An 18,630-nucleotide genomic window follows, 5' to 3' on the forward strand; every position below is an offset into this window, starting at 1 on the left:
AAATTAAGCTAAGTTTCTAATTTTTGTCAGGTACGTCACGTTCGGCTGCGCGTTCATTTCCTCCAGTACGTGGAAGGCTCTTTCGCCTTTCTCGCGTGCAAGAGTTTTTGAGATGCGGCTTTCCGGATCCAGCATATCACCAAAGATGATCGCATTGGTAGGGCATGACTGCGCACAAGCCGTCACAATCTCACCGTCAACCGGTCTTCTGCTTTCACGCTTCGCTTCTAGCTTGCCTAACTGTATACGCTGTACGCAGAAAGAGCATTTCTCCATCACGCCTCTTGAACGAACCGTTACATCCGGGTTCAACACCATCTTGCCAAGGTCGTTGTTCATGTTGAAGTCGAACTTGTCATTGTTAGCGTAAGCGAACCAGTTGAAACGACGCACTTTGTAAGGGCAGTTGTTTGCGCAGTAACGGGTACCTACGCAACGGTTGTAAGCCATCTGGTTAAGACCTTCAGAGCTGTGCATTGTAGCGGCAACCGGGCATACTGTCTCGCATGGCGCGTGGTTACAGTGCTGGCACATCATCGGCTGGAAGATTACGCTTGGATTCTCCGCCGGATCTTCCATTGTCTTGTAATCTTTCGCTTCGTGCTCAACCGCGCTGTAGTAACGGTCGATGCGCATCCAGTGCATCTCACGACGCATCAGTACTTCTTCCTTACCTACTACCGGAATGTTGTTTTCTGCCTGGCAGCTTACGGTACAAGCACCGCAACCAATGCATGAGTTAAGGTCAACTACCATACCCCAGTGGTGGTTTTTGTACTCGTAGTCATCCCAAAGCGAGATAGCAGAAGGTTTAGCAGGGCCTTCGTGCGTGGCTATTTTAACGTACTGCGTTACCTCTTTTGGATTTGCCTTGTAGTTTGCCAGTGTGTTTTCCTGCACTACAATACGGTCCATAATGGTATGGTGCGTCTGTGTCTGGGCAATCTCCACTGTAGAACCTGTTTTCTCTAGCTTAACTGCACCTGCGAACAGGATGCTATTGTCAGCAACTGTCGCTATTGGGAAAGCGTTAGCACCACGTCCTTTGGCAGTTGGCATAGAGTCCAGCTGACGGCCGTAGCCCATGGCTATACCTACAGTGCCTTGTGCCTGACCTGGCTGTACCAGCGCCGGAAGCTCCAGTGTCTTGCCATTGGCATAAGTTACTTTCAGGACGTTACCTTGAGAAACACCCAACTCCTCCGCCATCTTGCGTGGCATCGTAATGTAGTTGTCCCAGGTCGCTTTCGTGATCGGGTCAGCCATTTCCTGCAACCATGGGTTGTTGGATTCTGAACCTGTGCCGATACCTACTTTTTCATAAACTACAGCCTCTACGCTGCCGCCAGCAACTGCTCTTGGAGCTCTGCCTGCTGCATCTGCCGCTGTCAATGTGCTGGCAGTAGCCGGGCTCAACGCCAGCATGCTGGTTCCGTTCTCCAGTATACCGTCGTGCACAACTTTCTCCCACTGCGCATCAGTTCCTGCTGCGCCTTTTTTCCAGTTATTGCGGATGTAATCGTAGAAAGTTGTTTTGTTACCGCTCCAGGCCAGCAAGCTGTCTTGTGCCTGGCGCGTCATGAAGATTGGGCTGATCACTGGCTGTGCCAGGCTCAGGAAGCCTCTCTTCGGCTCGTAGTCGTTCCAGGATTCCAGGTAGTGGCTGTCCGGTGCTACGTAGTCAACAAGGGCTGCTGTCTCCTCTACTCTATCGGCAAAAGAAACTTTCAGGGCCACTTTCGCTAAACCGGTCTTCACACGGTCTGCCAGCGGATGGTCATAAACAGGGTTAGCATTGTAGAAGAACACTGCACCTACGCTACCATTATTCATTTCCTCGATCAGACGCAGCATCTGGGCATCGTTACCCTGCTTCACCAGGTATGGAGAAGCGGTATCAATGGTTGTGCCTTCTGCACCGATCGTTTTGTTAATAGCTGTTACCAGCGTTTGTACAGCTGGATCGTTAGAGCCGGATACTACCAAAGCACGGCCATTGTTGGCACGAAGGTCTCTGATAGCGTTTTCCAGGGCCTTCTTGTCAACGCTGGCTGGAGCGTTTACGCCCTGACCTGACAGACCATTGTAAATCGCTGTAGCAATCGCCAGTTCTTCGGATGGCTTAATAGGAACACGTACGTCAGCGTTAGCACCTGTAAGCGACATAATCGTCTCAAACTGGTAGTGGCGTGACATGTCGGAGTTCTCAGCCGTGATTTTTCTTTTCTGAATGTACTGGTTAGCAAATGGGATCGGAGCTACCCATGTTCCCAGGAAATCAGCGCTAATGCCTACAATAATATTGGCTTTGCTGAAATCATAACCAGGTACAACACCACCGTTGGCGCCGATCAGGGCTGAAGCTGAGTTCGGATCGTAGGTTACGTGCTCAAAGCTGCCTTGTCCTGCACCAAACTCGTTAATCAGTTGCTTGGTGGATGGGCTGATTACAGTAGAAGAAACAAAGGCAACTTTGCCGTTTACTCTGGCAAGAGCTGAACGGATTTCGCTGTCAACCTGCTCCCACTTAGCTTCTTTGCCTTTAATGAGTGGCGTACGAAGTCTATTGTTATCGTATAGGCTTAGCACAGAAGCTTGTGCCTTCGGGCTTGTACCCATCGGAGTAAGCGTTGAGCTAGGGTTTGGCTCTACTTTAATCGGACGACCTTCGCGTGTCTTTACAAGTATGCTGTTGAAGTCACCGTTGTTGAAGTAAGTAGAAGCGTACCAGTTCGCCACGCCTGGCTCCACGTCAACTGGTTTGTTCAGGTATGGGATTGCCTTTCTTACAGGGGCCTCGCATGAAGCCAATGTGGCGGCAGCCAGACCAAAGCCCAGCAGTTTCAGGAAGTCTCTGCGCGGAGCTGCCAAACCTGTGGATGCGCTCTCGCCTCTGGCTTCGTTTATCGGCAGGAATTCTGGAAACTCATTGTGAGCATGTTTCGCGAATTCAGGAGTATTATCAAGCTCCTCTATTCCTTTCCAGTATTTTATTCTGTCTTGCATGTTATATCTAGAAAACTCGAACCCTTAATTATAACTGATTAATAGTGGCACTTAGAACACTCTGCACCACCGTTTGATGACACTGTGAAGGCACTCTTCGTAGTTGACTCGTGCAGTTTCACCAGGTTGTCATAATAGGCATTTCCTTCTGTGTTAAGAGGAGTTTCGCGGTGACAGTCGATACACCATGCCATTGTGAGCGGTGAGTACTGAGACACCACTTCCATTTCCTGGATAGGACCGTGGCAGGTCTGGCACTCTACGCCACCCACCTGCGTGTGCTGTGCGTGGTTGAAGTAGGCCAGGTCAGGCAGGTTATGGATACGCACCCACTCAATTGGCTTGTTACGCTCAATCGCTTTGTAAATCTTCTGAATTTCAGGCGACTCTGCTTTGATCTGGCTATGGCAGTTCATACAGATATTAGCCGAAGGGATACTGGCACTCTTGCTCTCGTATACTGTTGTGTGGCAATAGTTACAGTCGATCTGGTGTTCACCAGCGTGCAGTTTGTGTGAGAAAGCAATCGGCTGCGTAGGAGCATATCCCTGCTGTATACCAATACCCATCGCTTTGTCCAGCGTCAGGTCGATGAGCACTACCACGAAGATAAGCACCACCAATGTTCTTACGGTCTTAGACTTGTATACCTTAGAGAAGTCGAAGCGCTGGTTTACGATTTCATTGTCGTACTCGTCCAGCTTTTTATTCTTGTTCAGGTAGTTTTTCAGTACCGATGTGATCAAAAGAAGCGTCACAACCAGCACGATCAACACCACGATCAGCACTACCAGTATAATATCCAGATAGCCTCCAACTGCACCGACGGCGTCTGTACCCACGTTCTCACCTGGGGCGGCAGCAGCTGTAGCGCCAGCGGCAGGAGCCTCGGCAGCGGCAGTCTCAGCAGACTTGATATAGGTAAGGATAGACACAATCTCCTCGTCTGAGAAAGCGAAGGAAGGCATCGCCTGTTTGTTGAACTGGTTGTAAATAGCCACAGCGTCCTTGTCGCCGGAAGCGATCAAAGCCTGCGAGTTTTTGATCCAACTGAGTAGCCAGGGCTGCGTTCTGCGTTCGTTTACACCCTTCATACCTGGGCCAACCACTACATCGCTTCCCACAGAGTGGCAAACCACGCAGTTGTTCTTATACAGGGACTCGCCTGCACTTACAATACCTGCATCATCAACAGGCAGACTTGCGCCTTGTGCAAACCCTGTAGTCGACACTCCGAAAGAGGCCGCCAGGGTAAACAAGAAGGCAATCAAGAATTTGGTTTTTGCTCTTTGTATACAGCTAATCATAGCCAGGACGCTTGTGTTTAGTATAATGGTGAATTTACTTTACGGGCACAAATCTACTACCTGAAACCCATTAATCAAATATTATATGCTTATTTTTACCCCTATAGACAATATCCCTTTAAGTACAATCACTTAGGGACTATTTTCTGCATTATTTTATCAGAATCGGCTATTTTATTTAAAATTATTCTAAATAAGCCCATCCAGAGGTTGTGTAATCTGCACAAAATTATCCACTTTTTTCTTGCTTTAGCCGCCTCCGCAAGCACACCTACACTTGAACTTATAAAACGTTGATTTTGTTGTCGTTAGCTTTCATTTAATTTCCGGACCAATTTTCCTCTCTCCCTACCACTCACGCCTGGTTTTTTTGCACTCATTATTATATATATAGAATTAGTCGATTTATAAAGTGCGTCCGCTATCTGATGTTATCGCCAATTGGACGCCATTTCAACTTTCAACCGCAAAGCCTGCAACCTGCCTAACCGAGGATTTATTTTAGTGCAAGTTTTTGGATTACAGAATCATTGGCGTATATTTGCACCCTAAAACAAAAAATTCTCATAACCAAATGGAATTAAAAAATTACGAAACGGTCTTCATTCTGACGCCTCTGTTGAACGAGACGCAGATGCAGGAAACGGTCGAGAAGTTCAGACAGGTGCTTAAGGAAAATAGCGCCGACATTATCCACGAAGAGAACTGGGGTCTGCGTAAGCTTGCTTACCCAATCCAGAAGAAATCTACTGGTTTCTACCACCTCATCGAGTTTATGGCTCCATCTACTGTAATTGATGTGCTTGAGCTGGCTTATCGCCGCGACGAAAAAGTTGTTCGCTTTTTAACTACTGCCCTTGATAAGCACGCAATTGCTTACAACGAGCGCAGAAGAAAAGGTGAATTCAAATCACAGGCTAAAAAAGAGGAGGTTAAAGCATAATGAGCCTAGTTAACGAAAGAGTACACAAGCAAGAAAATCGTCAGAAATACTGCCGCTTCAAAAAGAGCGGTATCAAGTATATCGACTATAAGGATGGCAACTTCCTGCTTAAGTTTGTAAACGAGCAAGGCAAGATCCTTCCAAGAAGACTGACAGGCACCAGCCTGAAGTTCCAGCGTAAAGTGGCCCAGGCTGTTGCCCGCGCACGTCACCTGGCTATCTTACCTTATGTAACTGATTCTTTAAAATAAGGAGGTAACGAACATGGAAGTAATACTTAAAGATGACGTTAAAAATCTTGGTTACAAGAACGATATCGTTACTGTAAAGTCAGGATATGGCCGTAACTACCTGATCCCACAAGGACTGGCAGTGCTGGCTGACAAAACCAACAAGAAAATTGTAGCTGAGAACGTTCGTCAGGCTGCCCACAAACTGGAGAAAATCCAGAACGATGCGCAGGAACTGGCAAACAAAATCGGTGATATCACACTGGAAATCCCTGCGAAAGTAGGCGAGACTGGTAAGATCTTCGGCTCTGTTACAACCAACCAAATTTCTGAGGCTCTGAAGGCTAAAGGTCACGATGTAGACCGCAAGCGTATTTCTTTTGATCAGGACGTGAAAACAGCTGGCGAATACACTGCCACGCTGAGCCTGCACAAAGAAGTGAAGCATCAGATCCGCTTCAACGTAGTAGCTGAGTAATCTTAGCCGCTACCAAGCACAAAAAGCGCCCTGCCCTAAAAGCAGGGCGCTTTTTTTATTTACTGCTTCCGGTTAATTTGCGCTATACCTATACCTATACCTATACCTATACCTATACCTATACCTATACCTATACCTATACCTATACCTATACCTATACCTATACCTATGTTCCGGACTGAACTGCACATACCTGCCAGTGGCCTTGATCTGAGCCTGTCGAGTGGCATCTTGACCATTGGCTCCTGCTTTGCAGAAGTAATCGGCCACAGGCTACAGGAAAATAAGGCGCAGGTACTGGTGAACCTTTTCGGAACGATCTTTAACCCACTATCCGTGGGCAAGCTGCTCCGAGCCTCCATCGGCGGCTCCCATCCGATCGCGGATAGTCTGGTGCAGCACAACGGCATCTGGTATGGCTATGACCTGCATTCCTCCCTCTCCTCCACCTCTCGTGAAACCCTGTTGGAGCGCATCAATGAACGCCTCTCTTTGACACGCCATACCTTACAGCAAGCCAACCTGCTGATCATAACGCTCGGCACAGCAGTGGGCTATCGTTTGCAAAGCTCCGGTGAAGTGGTGGCCAATTGTCATAAACTGCCCGCCCGCCAGTTCAGCCGCGAACTCCTCTCCTTTGATGCCCTGCGTGCCGATATGCAGCAGACACTAGAGGATTTGTGGCGCTTTAACCCCGCACTTCAAGTATTGCTTACCGTAAGCCCCGTACGTCACATCAAGGAAACAATTGAAGTCAATAGTGTCAGCAAATCCATTTTGCGGCTCCTTTGCCACGAGCTTACTGCAAACAACAAGCAAGCACACTACTTCCCTGCCTTCGAGATCATGATGGACGACCTGCGCGACTACCGTTTCTATGGACGCGACATGGTACACCCGACGGAAGTGGCAGAAGATTACATTTGGGACAAGTTTGTGAATGCCTACCTGGGCGAGGATTTCAGGGGCTTTCTTAAAGCGTGGGAGAAAATGCGAAGAGCCATTGCCCACCGGCCTTTTCATCCAGAATCAGATGCACACCAAAGCTTCCTAAAAACCACCCTTCAGCAATTACAGCAGCTGGCGGATAGGTATAAACTGGATATTTCAGAAGAAGAAAAGGCCCTGAAGCAACAGCTGGTCAAGTAAATTCAGGTATAGCCCCTACCCTAGCTACTGCTCCCTTTATTCTTTTGATCAGCCCGTCGTCAGCATACTTTTACCTGCCTTGTCCGTAGGTATAGAGTTCCAGCAGCCCGCAATACGACGACCATGGCCCAAAACAAGAAGACACCGAACAAACTGATCAACGAAAGCAGTCCCTACCTGTTGCAGCACGCTTACAACCCAGTAAACTGGTACCCATGGGGAGAGGAAGCGCTGCAGAAGGCCAAAAAGGAAGATAAACCCATCCTGGTAAGCATTGGCTATGCGGCCTGCCATTGGTGCCACGTCATGGAGCATCAGTCTTTCGAAAACGAGAAGATTGCCAGCGTCATGAACGAGCACTTTGTGTGCATCAAGGTAGACCGGGAAGAGCGGCCGGATGTGGATGCCGTGCACATGGACGCTTTGCAGGCCATGGGTGTGCAGGGAGGCTGGCCACTGAATGTCTTTTTGAATTCGGAGGCCAAGCCGTTTTATGGCGGCACCTACTTTACACCCCAGCAATGGGTGAAGCTGCTCCTCAACATCGCAGAAGCTTACACGAAGGACCGGCAGGAACTCGACAAGTCAGCAGAGCAATTTGTGCAACACCTCAACCTGAACGAACTGAAAAGATTCGGACTTCAGCAAAGTCAGACGGAAGTGAGCGGGGAGGAGTTTGAGGAGCTCTACAGTAACCTGGCCCGGCAGTTCGACAAAAAGCACGGCGGCTTCGGTACTGCCCCCAAGTTTCCGATGCCGGCCAATCTGCTGTTTTTGCTGCGCTATTATGCTCATACCGAAAATACAGCCGCTCTGAAGCACATCAATCTCACACTCCATGAAATGGCTTATGGCGGCATGTATGACCAGATTGGGGGTGGCTTCGCCCGTTACTCGGTTGATGAAAAATGGCTGGTGCCGCACTTTGAGAAGATGCTTTACGATAACGGGCAGCTGATCAGTTTATATGCAGAAGCTTATCTGCTCACAAAAGAGACGCTCTACAAAGATGTGGTATACGAAACGATTGCATTTGCAGAGCGTGAGTTGATGAGCGAAGAGGGCGGCTTTTACTCGTCACTTGATGCAGACAGCGAAGGCGTGGAGGGCAAGTTCTATGTGTTTACCCGTCAGCAACTGCAGGACCTGTTCGGAGCAGAAGAGCCCATCCTGTCGAAATACTACCATGTGACCTCGACTGGTAATTTTGAACAGGGTCAGAATATCCTGCACCGCCGCATCAGCGATGCGCATTTTGCCAAAGAAAACGAGCTGGAACTGGAGGTGCTGGAGGAGATGGTAAAAACCTGGAAGGAAAAGCTGATGGAGGTTCGGTCACAGCGCGTTCGTCCGGGTCTGGACGACAAGATCCTTTGCTCCTGGAACGCCATTATGCTCAAGGGCTTGGCAGATGCCTACTATACCTTTGGGAACAAGCACTTCCTGCAACTTGCCATCCGAAATGCAGATTTCATACTCCGCCACTTCAAGCAGGGTGATCGGCTATACCATAATTATAAGGAAGGGAAGGCGTCAATTAACGGTTTTCTGGAGGACTATGCCTTGCTGATCCGGGCACTGATCCGGGTATACGAGATCACGTTTGACGAAAAATACTTGCTGGAGGCCAAACAGCTGACAGACTATACATTGGCTAACTTTCTGGATGAACAGGAGCAACTGTTTTACTTTACAGACCAGAGCGCAGAAAAACTGGTGGCCCGCAAAAAAGAGCTACTTGACAATGTGATTCCGTCTTCCAACTCGGTGATGGCCACCAACCTATACCTGCTGGGGCTTTACTTCGACGAGGAGCATTACCAGCAACTTGCAGCTGCCATGCTGGCGCAGGTGAAAGAACTTGTGGTGAGGGAGCCCGGCCACATGGGCAACTGGGCCAGTCTGTATTACCACCAGCTGCAACCTACTGCCGAGGTTGCTATTGTGGGACATCAGGCACCGGAAATGCGCTCCGAGCTCAGCTCATTTTACATCCCCAACATGCTGCTGGCCGGCACTGAAAGTAAAAGCGAACTACCGTTGTTAAAAGACCGCAGCGCCATCAATGGGAAAACAACGGTATTTGTGTGCTATAACAGGACCTGCCAGCTGCCGGTGCACACCGCCGCAGAAGCGTTGGAGCAGTTGCAGAAAGGAAATGGAGAAAACCCGAAATTCCCATCGCTGTAGGTATAGCCATCACTTCACAAAGGACAAAGCTTGTTCCGGTACTTCCGGTGAGGCAACAGGTATAGCTATACCTTGTTGAAAGCCTTCGGGATTTACAGGCTTTTTTGCGACCTTTGCATACACAACCTATACCTGCGCCCTTGTCTGAATTACTCAATTTCAATTACCCGCCGGAGCCGGCCGTGGATCGCGTCACGCTTTTTGCCGACGTGATTCTGCCCCTGCCCCTGCCGAAACTGTATACCTACCGCATCCCCTTCGAAATGAACGACGAGGTGCTGGTGGGCGCACGGGTAATTGTGCAGTTTGGCGCTAAGCGGGTGCTCAGCTGTATAGTGGCCGACATTCACGAAAACGCCCCTGCTGACTACCAGGCCAAGTATATTCTGGATGTGCTGGACGACAAGCCCATTGTAACGGCCCCACAGCTCAAGCTTTTCCGCTGGATCGCCGATTACTACATGTGTACCATCGGTGAGGTGATCAATGCGGCGCTTCCCTCGGCTCTTAAGCTCAGCAGCGAATCGCGCATACAGCTGCACCCGCATTTTAATCCGGAAGAAGACGATATTCCGTTGGCGTCGCAGGAAGTCAAGATCATCTACGCCCTGCAGCAAAACCCAGCCCTTACTTTTACGGAGGTGGGAAACCTGCTGCAGGTGAAGAGTTACCACAAGTACATCAAATCGCTGATCCAGAAAGAAGCGATCATCATATTTGAGCAGGTGAGCGACCGGTTTTCGCCTAAAGTGGTCAAGAAGATTCGCCTCACGGAGCATTTTGTGCAGGAGGAAGGTATGCTGGAGGAGCTCTTCAACCAACTCGCCACCAAACCCAAGCAGCTCGACATTCTGCTCAACTACCTGCAGAAGGTGCCAGTGCATCAGAACATCCACCTCAACGCAGCAGGTATAGAGAAGAGCGTACTGGCCAACAACCCGCACCTCTCCAAGTCATCCATTGATTCGCTGATCAAAAAAGGCGTCTTCGAGCAGTTTGACCAGATCATTTCGCGCTTCCCTGTTGACAACACCGTGCCACTGCAGCCTATGAAGCTGTCGGAGCACCAGGAACAGGCCAAAGACGAAATACTGGGCCTGTTCAAAGAAAAAGACACGGTGCTGCTGCATGGCGTAACGGGCAGCGGCAAAACCGAGGTATACATCGACCTGATCAAGCATGCGCTGGAGGCCGGAGGACAGGTGCTATACTTGCTGCCCGAGATTGCGCTAACCGCGCAGATCGTGACGAGACTGATAAAAGTGTTTGGCGATAAACTAGGTATCTACCACTCCAAGTTCTCCGACAACGAGCGCGCTGAAGTATGGCAGGGTGTGCTGTCAGGTCGTTTCCAGATGGTGGTGGGAGTACGCTCGGCGGTGTTCCTGCCTTTCCATAACCTGTCGCTGGTGATAGTGGATGAGGAGCACGAGCCCAGCTACAAACAGTACGACCCGGCCCCTAGGTATAACGCCCGCGAAACGGCCCTGATGATGGCACACCTGCAGGGAGCTAAAACCCTGCTCGGCTCTGCCACGCCTTCCATCGAGACCTACTACAACTGCAAGACCGACCGCTGGGGCCTGGTGACCATGAGTAAACGCTTCGGTGAGGCGCAGATGCCTACCATCGAATTGATTAACGTGCGGGAAGAACAGCAGCGTAAGAACATGCACAACCACTTTTCGGGCAAACTGGTTACCGCCATTGAAGAGCGGCTGGCGCGGCACGAACAGGTGATCCTGTTTCAGAACCGCCGCGGCTACGCGCCTTTCATCAGCTGCGACGAGTGCTCCTGGATTCCCAAGTGCCAGCACTGCGCCGTGAGCCTCTCCTACCACAAGTATAACAACGAGCTGCGCTGCCACTACTGCGGCTACCACGAGCGCATGCCGCACGACTGTCCGGCTTGCGGCGCCACTACGCTCAGAAGCATGGGCTTCGGCACCGAGAAGGTTGAAGACGACCTGAAACTGATGTTGCCCAATGCCGAGGTACAGCGCATGGACCTGGACACAACCAAGAAGAAGAACAGTTACCAGCAGATCATCGCCGACTTCGAAAGCGGCAAAACCAATGTGCTGATCGGTACCCAAATGGTAACCAAAGGTCTGGATTTCGAAAATGTAAGCCTGGTAGGTATACTCAATGCCGACAGCATCATCCATTTCCCAGATTTCCGGGCGCACGAGCGTGCCTATCAGCTGTTTGTGCAGGTCAGCGGGCGTGCCGGCCGCAAAGGAAAACCGGGCACGGTGCTCATTCAAACCCGCGACCCGCTGCAGCCGATTTTCCGCAAGGTGCACAGCAACGATTATACCTCGCTTTACGAGCACGAGATCGAGGAACGCATGCGCTTCGGCTACCCTCCTTTCGCCCGCATGATCCGTATCACGGTGAAGCACATGGACGAGAAGGTATCAGAAAATGCTGCGATTGTTTTGGCCAAAGACCTGACTGATCAGCTAGGTGCACAGCTGGTGCTGGGACCGGAAGTACCTTACATTTTCAAGATCCGGAATCTTTTCCTGAATGAGATCCACGTGAAGCTGCCGAGGGAGAATGTGAACCTCAGAGCTGCCAAGCAGGCCATTTCTAAAGTAATACAACAGCTGTACCTGCTGCCTGATTTTAAGGGGATACGGGTAGTTGCGGATGTGGATCCAGCTTGATTTGATGCTAGCTTAATTCTGGTTTTTGTAGGTATAGCTAGGGCTTTTTGTCTGGCCGGCGTGGCTGGTTTGTAGGTATAGCAAATGATTTTGTTTCATTGCTTCGTCTGTGCGGCGGGCACTTACTTTTTGTCTTGACACAAATCGAGGGCCCCTACCCCCACTCGCTGAACGCTCAAACAGTGGAGCGCCGAAAAGCGCACATGGCTAAGGCTGTTTGATTCGTTGCTTCCGGGGCAAGGATGTCTCTCAATGCGTGCCAGTGCACTGTGCTTCAAAGCTTATACCTTGAATTGGCAGCTACAGACTCACCGCCTAGGGGCAGGGGTGTGTTATAGCAACTACCTGCCCTCCCTTCTACCAAGATCCTTCCAGAATGACAAACTGGAAAACAATAGCCAAAAGTCCCCCTCCTGTTTTTAGGAGGGGCTAGGGGAGGTAATTCACCTCAGGGGGTAGCGACCCTTGCCAAAAAAAGTCCCCAGCGACCTCTTCCCTCCCCAATCCCCACCCGAAACATCAGAAAAATTAGTGCAATTTTCTCCTTAACAAAACCTCCTCTAACGAAGCATTCCAAAAATTATTTCACTTTTCTGGTGCAATCGTAACCCAATCAAAAACAGGGGCGTATAATGAGTACCTTTGGCTAAAAGTTGAAAGCCTGAAAGTTGAGAATGTCTGCCAAGATATTTTTTAATTTTCAGGCTTTTCTCTTTTTAGCCTATTCCTGCGGTGTGTTCTTGGTCAGTACCACTACATACATGATCCCAAAGGCCAAAAAAGCAATCAGGATAAAGACATCTATCCATTCGTACTCTCCCTGCCATATCTGCCAGCCTTTTACACCTGCAAATACAAAGCAGGCGATGGCGAGCAAAATTCTGAATAATCGTCGGTTAGCCATATGTGTCTATTAAAGTGCAAATTACAAAGTATAAAATCAAAGCGACATATAGAAAATAATCCAGGCCGTAATGATAACAGTGCTTACTACATTCAAAACCATACCTGTACGCATCATGGTACCGATGGGCACTTGTTTACTCCCGTACACAATAGCGTTGGGAGGAGTTGCCACAGGCAGCATAAACGCCATGCTGCAGGCAATCACGACACCCAGCACAGGGTATAGCTGCGGGAATTGCAGCTGATTGAGAATCCCGATGACGATCGGCACAAAAGTGATCGCAATGGCAGTATTGGAGCTTACTTCGGTCACCATGATCACACCGCCCACCAGCAAAAACACCAGTACCAGCAGTTGGTCCGGACCAATGAAAGAAGTGATGCTGGCGCCTATTGCGTCGGCAAGGCCAGAACTCACCACCAATTGCCCCAATGCCATGCCCCCGCCAAAAAGCAGGATCGTATCCCAGTCGATGCGGACCAGGTCTGCGGTTGTGAGAGTTCCTTCTCCTTCGTTCTCCTGCCCAGGCGGAATCAGAAACAGGAGCAGCGCGGCCAGTACAGCAACCGTGCTCTCGGCAAAATAGCTGCTCATAAAGGTATAGGCCTCTTGCATGCCCAACAAGTTAAATACGCCCGGACTCAACCACAGCACCACCGCCAGCATAAACACACCCATCGTGATCTGCTCGCCTTTCGATATAGGAGGCTGCTCACGGGTTTGTGTTTCAACGTACGACCTTATACCTTCGGGACTGAAGTTAAACTTTTTGAAGTACCAGCGCACGTACACCAACATAGCGGCATAGATGCAGAGCGAAATAGGCATGGCCATGATCATCCATTGCAGAAAATCAATGTTGATGCCTTCCTTGGCCAGGTAGTTCACGCCAATCAAGTTAGGAGGAGAGCCTATGATAGTACTAACACCCCCGATGGAAGCACTATACGCTATACCTAGCAGGAAAAAGGGGGCTGAACTTTTACGTGCGGCAGGATCCGGTATCAACTGCAACACTCCAATCGTGAGCGGCAGCAGCATGGCCACCGTCACTGAGTTGCTCACCCACATTGACAGCACATACGAAACCAGCGAGAAACCCAGAAACATGCTAAAAAGGCTCTTCTGAAAGAACGGCCGGGCCAGGATAAAGAGGGCCAGACGCTTATCGAGGCCGTGGCGGGTCATGGAACGGGCCAGCAGAAAACTCCCGATAAAGAGCAGAATGATCGGGTGACCAAGGTTCTGGAAAGCCGTATTGACATCCGCTATACCTGTCAGTATCGCCATAATCACCCCCAGAAAGGCTGTCATGGAGAGCGGGATCACTTCGGTCATCCAGAAGACCAGGCAAAAAACCATGATGGCAGCTACCTTGCGCGCCTCCGGTTCAAGCCTGTCCGTCAGCCACCACATCATCACAGCCAGCAAAGGAGCCAGCAGCAAGCCAATGTTTCTTCTGGTTAAAGTCATGGATATAAATATAGCTATAAACCAGAATTAACCGCTGAACCAAGGTATAGAATGCAGCAATTTGTGATTGCTATACCTGTGTGTAGCGAACTCTATCAGACTATGTTAAACCAGGTAACGCTCGCGGATGATGTTCAGGTGATGGATCTCGTGGCCCAGAATGGCAAAGCCCAAGGCTCTGACAGACACGCTACGACCACTGCCTATACCTGTGTGGCCCAGCATTTCGTCATCAAATCCTTTGAACAACTCGATGGTGGCCTGGCGAACGGCTGCATACTCTGCCAGTATAGACGTGATCGGTCTTGCATCTGCTTTGCTGTGCTCTGCATAAGCATTCTCATCAAAACCAGGCAATTCCGTTTTATCGTTGCGGGCAAAGCATAGGGCGCGGTAGGCGAAAATGCGCTCTGTGTCAGCCATGTGCACCAGCATTTGTTTGATAGTCCACTTACCGGGCTGGTAGCGGTAGCTCAGTTGCTGCTCCTTGAGCGAGAGCATGAAGTTGACAATGTACTCTTCGCTTGCCGCCAGCCCAGACAGAAGATCGTCGGTTTTGGCGTTGCCGATGTAACTGTTAAAAAACTCGTCGTATTCAGCCGGATTTGGTGCGCCGATGATGCTATCCATAGTTTTAAGCTTTGGTGGTAGGATGATAGGTATACGTGAAGGTACAAATTATACGCGTATGCTGATAAGCAGTCACGATAAAAAGCAGCGACCAGGCTTTGTATAGCCGGGCCGCTGCTTCTGTCATGTGATGTACTTTTAAAGAGCTTAGCTTGTCTGAGGAACGCTTACTGCCCTACCAGGAACACGGCGTTACCGAAGAGCAGTTTGCCGTTGTGCCAGAAACCGCGGAACAGCGGGTTGTCGGCCAGGTATACCACCTGTCCCCTGCCCATTGGCTGCGCACCCAGGATCAGGACGTCTTTGAGTCGCTCTTTTGCCTTGGCACCCACAAAACCGGTCGCATAGTTGTCTTTCTTGAGCACGCCTACATTCCAGCCGTCTTTCATGAAGCTGAAGGTGTCTGAGGTGCGCACCAAAGCATAGTAAGTATCACCGTAACCGAATGCAAGCGGATGGGTTTTATCGAGATTTACGCGGAACACGCTGCCCTGTACATCTTCTGAAATCGCGTCACGCTCACGGTCGCCGTATGCGCGCAGCAGCTTGTAAGGGTCCTCTTTCGTTTCTTTGGCTTTTTCTTTCTCAGTTGCTTCATCGCCGGCCTTCTTTTGCAGATTAAAGTCTTTCTTACCAGCCAGGAAACCTGCGGCGCTCTCCAAGGCAATCAGCTTACCGCCGCCACGCACCCAGTTCTTCACCTGCTCCAGCGCCTGCTCGTTCAGCACGCGGCCATAAGAACCCGCAGGCAATATCAGCACATCGAACTCGTGTAATGGCACACTGCCGAAATACCCGGTCCCGAGCACCGTAACCGGATAACCAATCTGCTGCTCAAAGTAGTGCCAGATCTCCCCGAACGCGTAAGGCGACACCCCTTCACCGGACATCACAGCCACCTTCGGCATTTTAAGGAAACGCACACTGCCCGAACCGAAGTCGGCGCCACTGCTCACAAAGCCCGTTGTGGAAGCCTGTAGCGGCACGCCATGTTTTTCGGCAGTTGCGCGTACCACAGCATCCAGCTTATCGCCCATACCTTCGTTTCCGGTGCGGGTGATGATCAGGGTGCCCGCCTCGTACTGGCGGTTTTCCATCTCGAAAGGCTTTTCCGACATGCGTACTTTTACTTTTTGCGCCATTAGTTCGGTCAGGAATTTTACGTCCTGCAGGCTGTTCCAGCGGGCCAGATAGGCAAATGGTCGCTCCACCTTAATTGCAGTAGCAGCTTTAGCTGGTTTCTGGTTGCCTGGTTCCAGACGATTCTTAAGTGCATAAGCCTGCAAGCCGAAGGCGTAAGGCATGGCCCAGGAAGTAATGTCGTAGGTAAGCGAATCTTCGAGGTTAGAGTTCGGCTCGAACAGCACCTTCACGAGCGTGGACTTGGGCTGGTACATACTCACAACCAGGTCATTCTGTCCTACCTTCACACTTTCTTCCTTGCCGGTAGCGTAGTTAAAGCCTTTGCTTGAGCTGCTCTTGCCTGCATAGCCATACTGGATCTGCTGCTGATCTAGGTAGTCAGTCAGCGCTTTGAGGTTACCTGCACTGCGGTCGTCGGCCCGGAACACGAAAGTCTTGTAATCGCCTGCGGGCTTCTTCAGGTTGTTGTCGTAGTACTTGCGGAACTCCTGTGTCAGTTGATCTGCTTTTTCGGCTGTAGCCTGCAGCGTAGCCAGGCTGGCGATTTGGTGGTGGGCGATGCGATCCGTCAGCGTGAGTGTGTCGCCGTCCTGCTTCTTGTAAGCCAGACCGGCACGGCCAGAGCCGCCCTGCTCGTAGGTCATCCCGATAGCACCGTTAAAGGTAGGCCAGGTGTCTCCGTAACTTGGGTAGAACAGGTCGAAGTTTTCGCGGGTGAAGTAGAGCCAGTTGTTCTGGTCGAAGTACTTACGGTTGTAGTCGCCGATGGTATACTGAAAATCACGCTGCCATGTGGTGATGCTCTCGTGAAGCGGTTTAGCAGCCGGCGAGAAATAGTAAGGCGATTCTGGTCCCATTTCGTGGAAATCAGCGTGCACCTGTGGCAGCCACTGGTTATACTGCGCCATACGCTGCTTCGACTCGATCTGTGTCTGCCAGGCCCAGTCGCGGTTCAGGTCAAAATAATAGTGGTTCGGTCTGCCCCCCGGCCAGGGCTCGTAATGCTCCCAGGCATAAGGCGAGGCATTGCCGCCCTGGTTCTGGGTTTGCTTATACCACTGCACGTAGCGCTCCCGTCCGTCCGGGTTCACGCACGGGTCCAGGATCACCACAGTGTTCTCCAGCCACTTTTTGGTTTGCTGGTTGTTTGGGTCTACCAGATCGTAAAGTACCTGCAGCACCGCCTCGCTGCTCACCGACTCGTTGCCGTGGATGTTGTAGCTCATCCAGAGAATAGCCGGCTGCTTGCCCTGCACCTGTCCGTTGGCTATACCTGCCTGACGCAGGTTATTCTCCCGGATCTGCTCAAGACGCGGCAGGTTTTCGTCGCTGGCCACGTAGGCTAGCAACAGAGGTCTGCCTTCGTAGGTTTTGCCATACTCCTGCACCCGGATTCTGTTCGGGGCCTGCTGTGCGAGGTAGTTTACGTAGTCGGTGATGCGGGCATGCGTCGTAAATTCTTTGCCCAAGGTATAGCCCAAAAACTGCTCTGGAGTCTGCAGTGCCTGTTGCTGTGCCAGGACAGTCTGCAAACTCAGCAACACGAAGGCAAAAGCGAGCAATCGCTTCAATGTGTTTTGCATGATTTAGCTCTTTAAAGAGGGTGTGTTGAGGGTATGGAAATAAAGGTACAATCTGCGCAAAAAAGCTGAATCTGGCAATTTTATACCTTTAAAGCTTGGCTATACCTTGCAAAGAAAAAACAGAAGAATCAGCGTGGAATTTTAACAGGCAGCCTTCGGTTTAATTTCTATACCTGACATTCAACTTCTTATGTGCGTACCTATTGCTATGTATCTGTTTTGGCGAAAGACCGGCAAAGGTTTCCTGGCATTTTTGGCAGGACTAGCCCTGATGACCGTGCTATACATACTGGCCGGAATAACACTCGGCGCTATACCTGTCAACAGTAGCTACGCACAGGCCACAGAAGGTATAGAGATCTTCGTGACCGATAACGGGGTGCACACAGACCTGGTGCTGCCCATCAAAACCGATATTATCGACTGGCGCGATAAGCTATACCTGCAGGACTACGCCGGCGCCGATAGCTCTTTTACCCATGTGGGTTTCGGCTGGGGCGACCGGCAGTTTTACATGGAAACGCCCGAGTGGAAAGACCTCACCCTCACCACCGCCATCACCTCGCTTTTCTGGCCTACCCGCACAGCCATGCACGTGGAGTACATTGCCCAACCGCTCCGGCAGAATAAATACCAACAGCCCGTTATCATTACCAAAGCGCAGTACCAGGCCCTGGTGCAGTACATTCTGGATAGCTTCCAACAACAGCCTAATGGCGATTTTTTGTTGATTGAAGGCAAAGGCTACCATACCCGCGACAATTTTTATGAAGCTAACGGTAAATTCCACCTCTTCAAGACATGCAACAGTTGGGTTAACGGCGGACTTAAGGCCATGGGTCATCGGGCTGCTTTCTGGGCTCCTTTTTCATTTGTGGTGATGCGGCAAGTGCGGGAATGAGTCAGGTATAAAAATAAA

14 protein-coding genes are annotated in these 18,630 nt (G+C 50.5%); 7 read left to right on the plus strand and 7 right to left on the minus strand.

Going from position 1 to position 18,630, the window contains the following annotated elements:
• Nucleotides 1–3: 3 nt before the first annotated feature.
• Entirely contained in the window at nucleotides 4–3,006 is a 3,003-nt protein-coding gene (locus L1278_RS00155; protein ID WP_253400489.1) for a TAT-variant-translocated molybdopterin oxidoreductase, read from the minus strand.
• 38 nt (nucleotides 3,007–3,044) lie between these two features.
• Nucleotides 3,045–4,277, minus strand: a complete 1,233-nt coding sequence (locus tag L1278_RS00160; protein WP_253400490.1) for a c-type cytochrome — start codon at nucleotides 4,275–4,277, stop codon at nucleotides 3,045–3,047.
• A 610-nt stretch (nucleotides 4,278–4,887) separates the two neighbouring features.
• On the opposite strand from L1278_RS00160, the gene rpsF reads away from it, so the two are divergent.
• From rpsF to priA, 6 genes are all read left to right on the plus strand, one after another.
• The gene (gene rpsF / locus L1278_RS00165) at nucleotides 4,888–5,256 is read left to right on the plus strand and encodes a 30S ribosomal protein S6 (RefSeq protein WP_253400491.1); all 369 of its coding nucleotides are present in this window, start codon (nucleotides 4,888–4,890) and stop codon (nucleotides 5,254–5,256) included.
• The gene (rpsR, locus tag L1278_RS00170) at nucleotides 5,256–5,507 is read left to right on the plus strand and encodes a 30S ribosomal protein S18 (protein WP_068838643.1); all 252 of its coding nucleotides are present in this window, start codon (nucleotides 5,256–5,258) and stop codon (nucleotides 5,505–5,507) included. The genes rpsF and rpsR overlap by 1 nt, the downstream gene beginning before the upstream one ends.
• Nucleotides 5,508–5,520: 13 nt before the next feature.
• The gene (rplI, locus tag L1278_RS00175) at nucleotides 5,521–5,964 is read left to right on the plus strand and encodes a 50S ribosomal protein L9 (RefSeq protein WP_220625684.1); all 444 of its coding nucleotides are present in this window, start codon (nucleotides 5,521–5,523) and stop codon (nucleotides 5,962–5,964) included.
• A 168-nt stretch (nucleotides 5,965–6,132) separates the two neighbouring features.
• Nucleotides 6,133–7,113, plus strand: coding sequence for a GSCFA domain-containing protein (locus tag L1278_RS00180; RefSeq protein WP_253400492.1), 981 nt, complete (start codon nucleotides 6,133–6,135; stop codon nucleotides 7,111–7,113).
• A 123-nt stretch (nucleotides 7,114–7,236) separates the two neighbouring features.
• Nucleotides 7,237–9,303, plus strand: coding sequence for a thioredoxin domain-containing protein (locus L1278_RS00185; protein ID WP_253400493.1), 2,067 nt, complete (start codon nucleotides 7,237–7,239; stop codon nucleotides 9,301–9,303).
• A gap of 140 nt (nucleotides 9,304–9,443) precedes the next feature.
• Nucleotides 9,444–11,975, plus strand: a complete 2,532-nt coding sequence (gene priA / locus L1278_RS00190; RefSeq protein WP_253400494.1) for a primosomal protein N' — start codon at nucleotides 9,444–9,446, stop codon at nucleotides 11,973–11,975.
• Between the two features lie 721 nt (nucleotides 11,976–12,696).
• Here the strand turns inward: priA and L1278_RS00195 are convergent.
• The 5 genes from L1278_RS00195 to L1278_RS00210 all read right to left on the minus strand — a co-directional run bounded on the left by L1278_RS00195 (nucleotide 12,697) and on the right by L1278_RS00210 (nucleotide 17,711).
• Entirely contained in the window at nucleotides 12,697–12,879 is a 183-nt protein-coding gene (locus L1278_RS00195; protein WP_253400495.1) for a hypothetical protein, read from the minus strand.
• Between the two features lie 36 nt (nucleotides 12,880–12,915).
• The gene (locus L1278_RS00200; protein ID WP_253400496.1) at nucleotides 12,916–14,355 is read right to left on the minus strand and encodes a DASS family sodium-coupled anion symporter; all 1,440 of its coding nucleotides are present in this window, start codon (nucleotides 14,353–14,355) and stop codon (nucleotides 12,916–12,918) included.
• 105 nt (nucleotides 14,356–14,460) lie between these two features.
• Nucleotides 14,461–14,985 carry a DinB family protein gene (locus L1278_RS00205; protein ID WP_253400497.1) on the minus strand — a complete coding sequence of 175 codons (525 nt, stop codon included), beginning with the start codon at nucleotides 14,983–14,985 and terminating at the stop codon, nucleotides 14,461–14,463.
• A 4-nt stretch (nucleotides 14,986–14,989) separates the two neighbouring features.
• Complete coding sequence (locus L1278_RS19485) at nucleotides 14,990–15,112, minus strand: hypothetical protein (protein ID WP_256488305.1); 123 nt, start codon at nucleotides 15,110–15,112, stop codon at nucleotides 14,990–14,992.
• Between the two features lie 40 nt (nucleotides 15,113–15,152).
• Nucleotides 15,153–17,711, minus strand: coding sequence for a M14 family metallopeptidase (locus tag L1278_RS00210; RefSeq protein WP_253400498.1), 2,559 nt, complete (start codon nucleotides 17,709–17,711; stop codon nucleotides 15,153–15,155).
• A gap of 208 nt (nucleotides 17,712–17,919) precedes the next feature.
• Here L1278_RS00210 and L1278_RS00215 point away from each other — a divergent pair, with 208 nt between their 5' ends.
• On the plus strand, nucleotides 17,920–18,612 hold the full coding sequence (locus L1278_RS00215; RefSeq protein WP_253400499.1) for a TIGR02117 family protein: 693 nt from the start codon (nucleotides 17,920–17,922) through the stop codon (nucleotides 18,610–18,612).
• The last annotated feature ends 18 nt before the right edge of the window (nucleotides 18,613–18,630 follow it).

The sequence above is a fragment of the Pontibacter sp. HSC-36F09 genome (genome assembly GCF_024171605.1).
GTDB lineage: Bacteria > Bacteroidota > Bacteroidia > Cytophagales > Hymenobacteraceae > Pontibacter.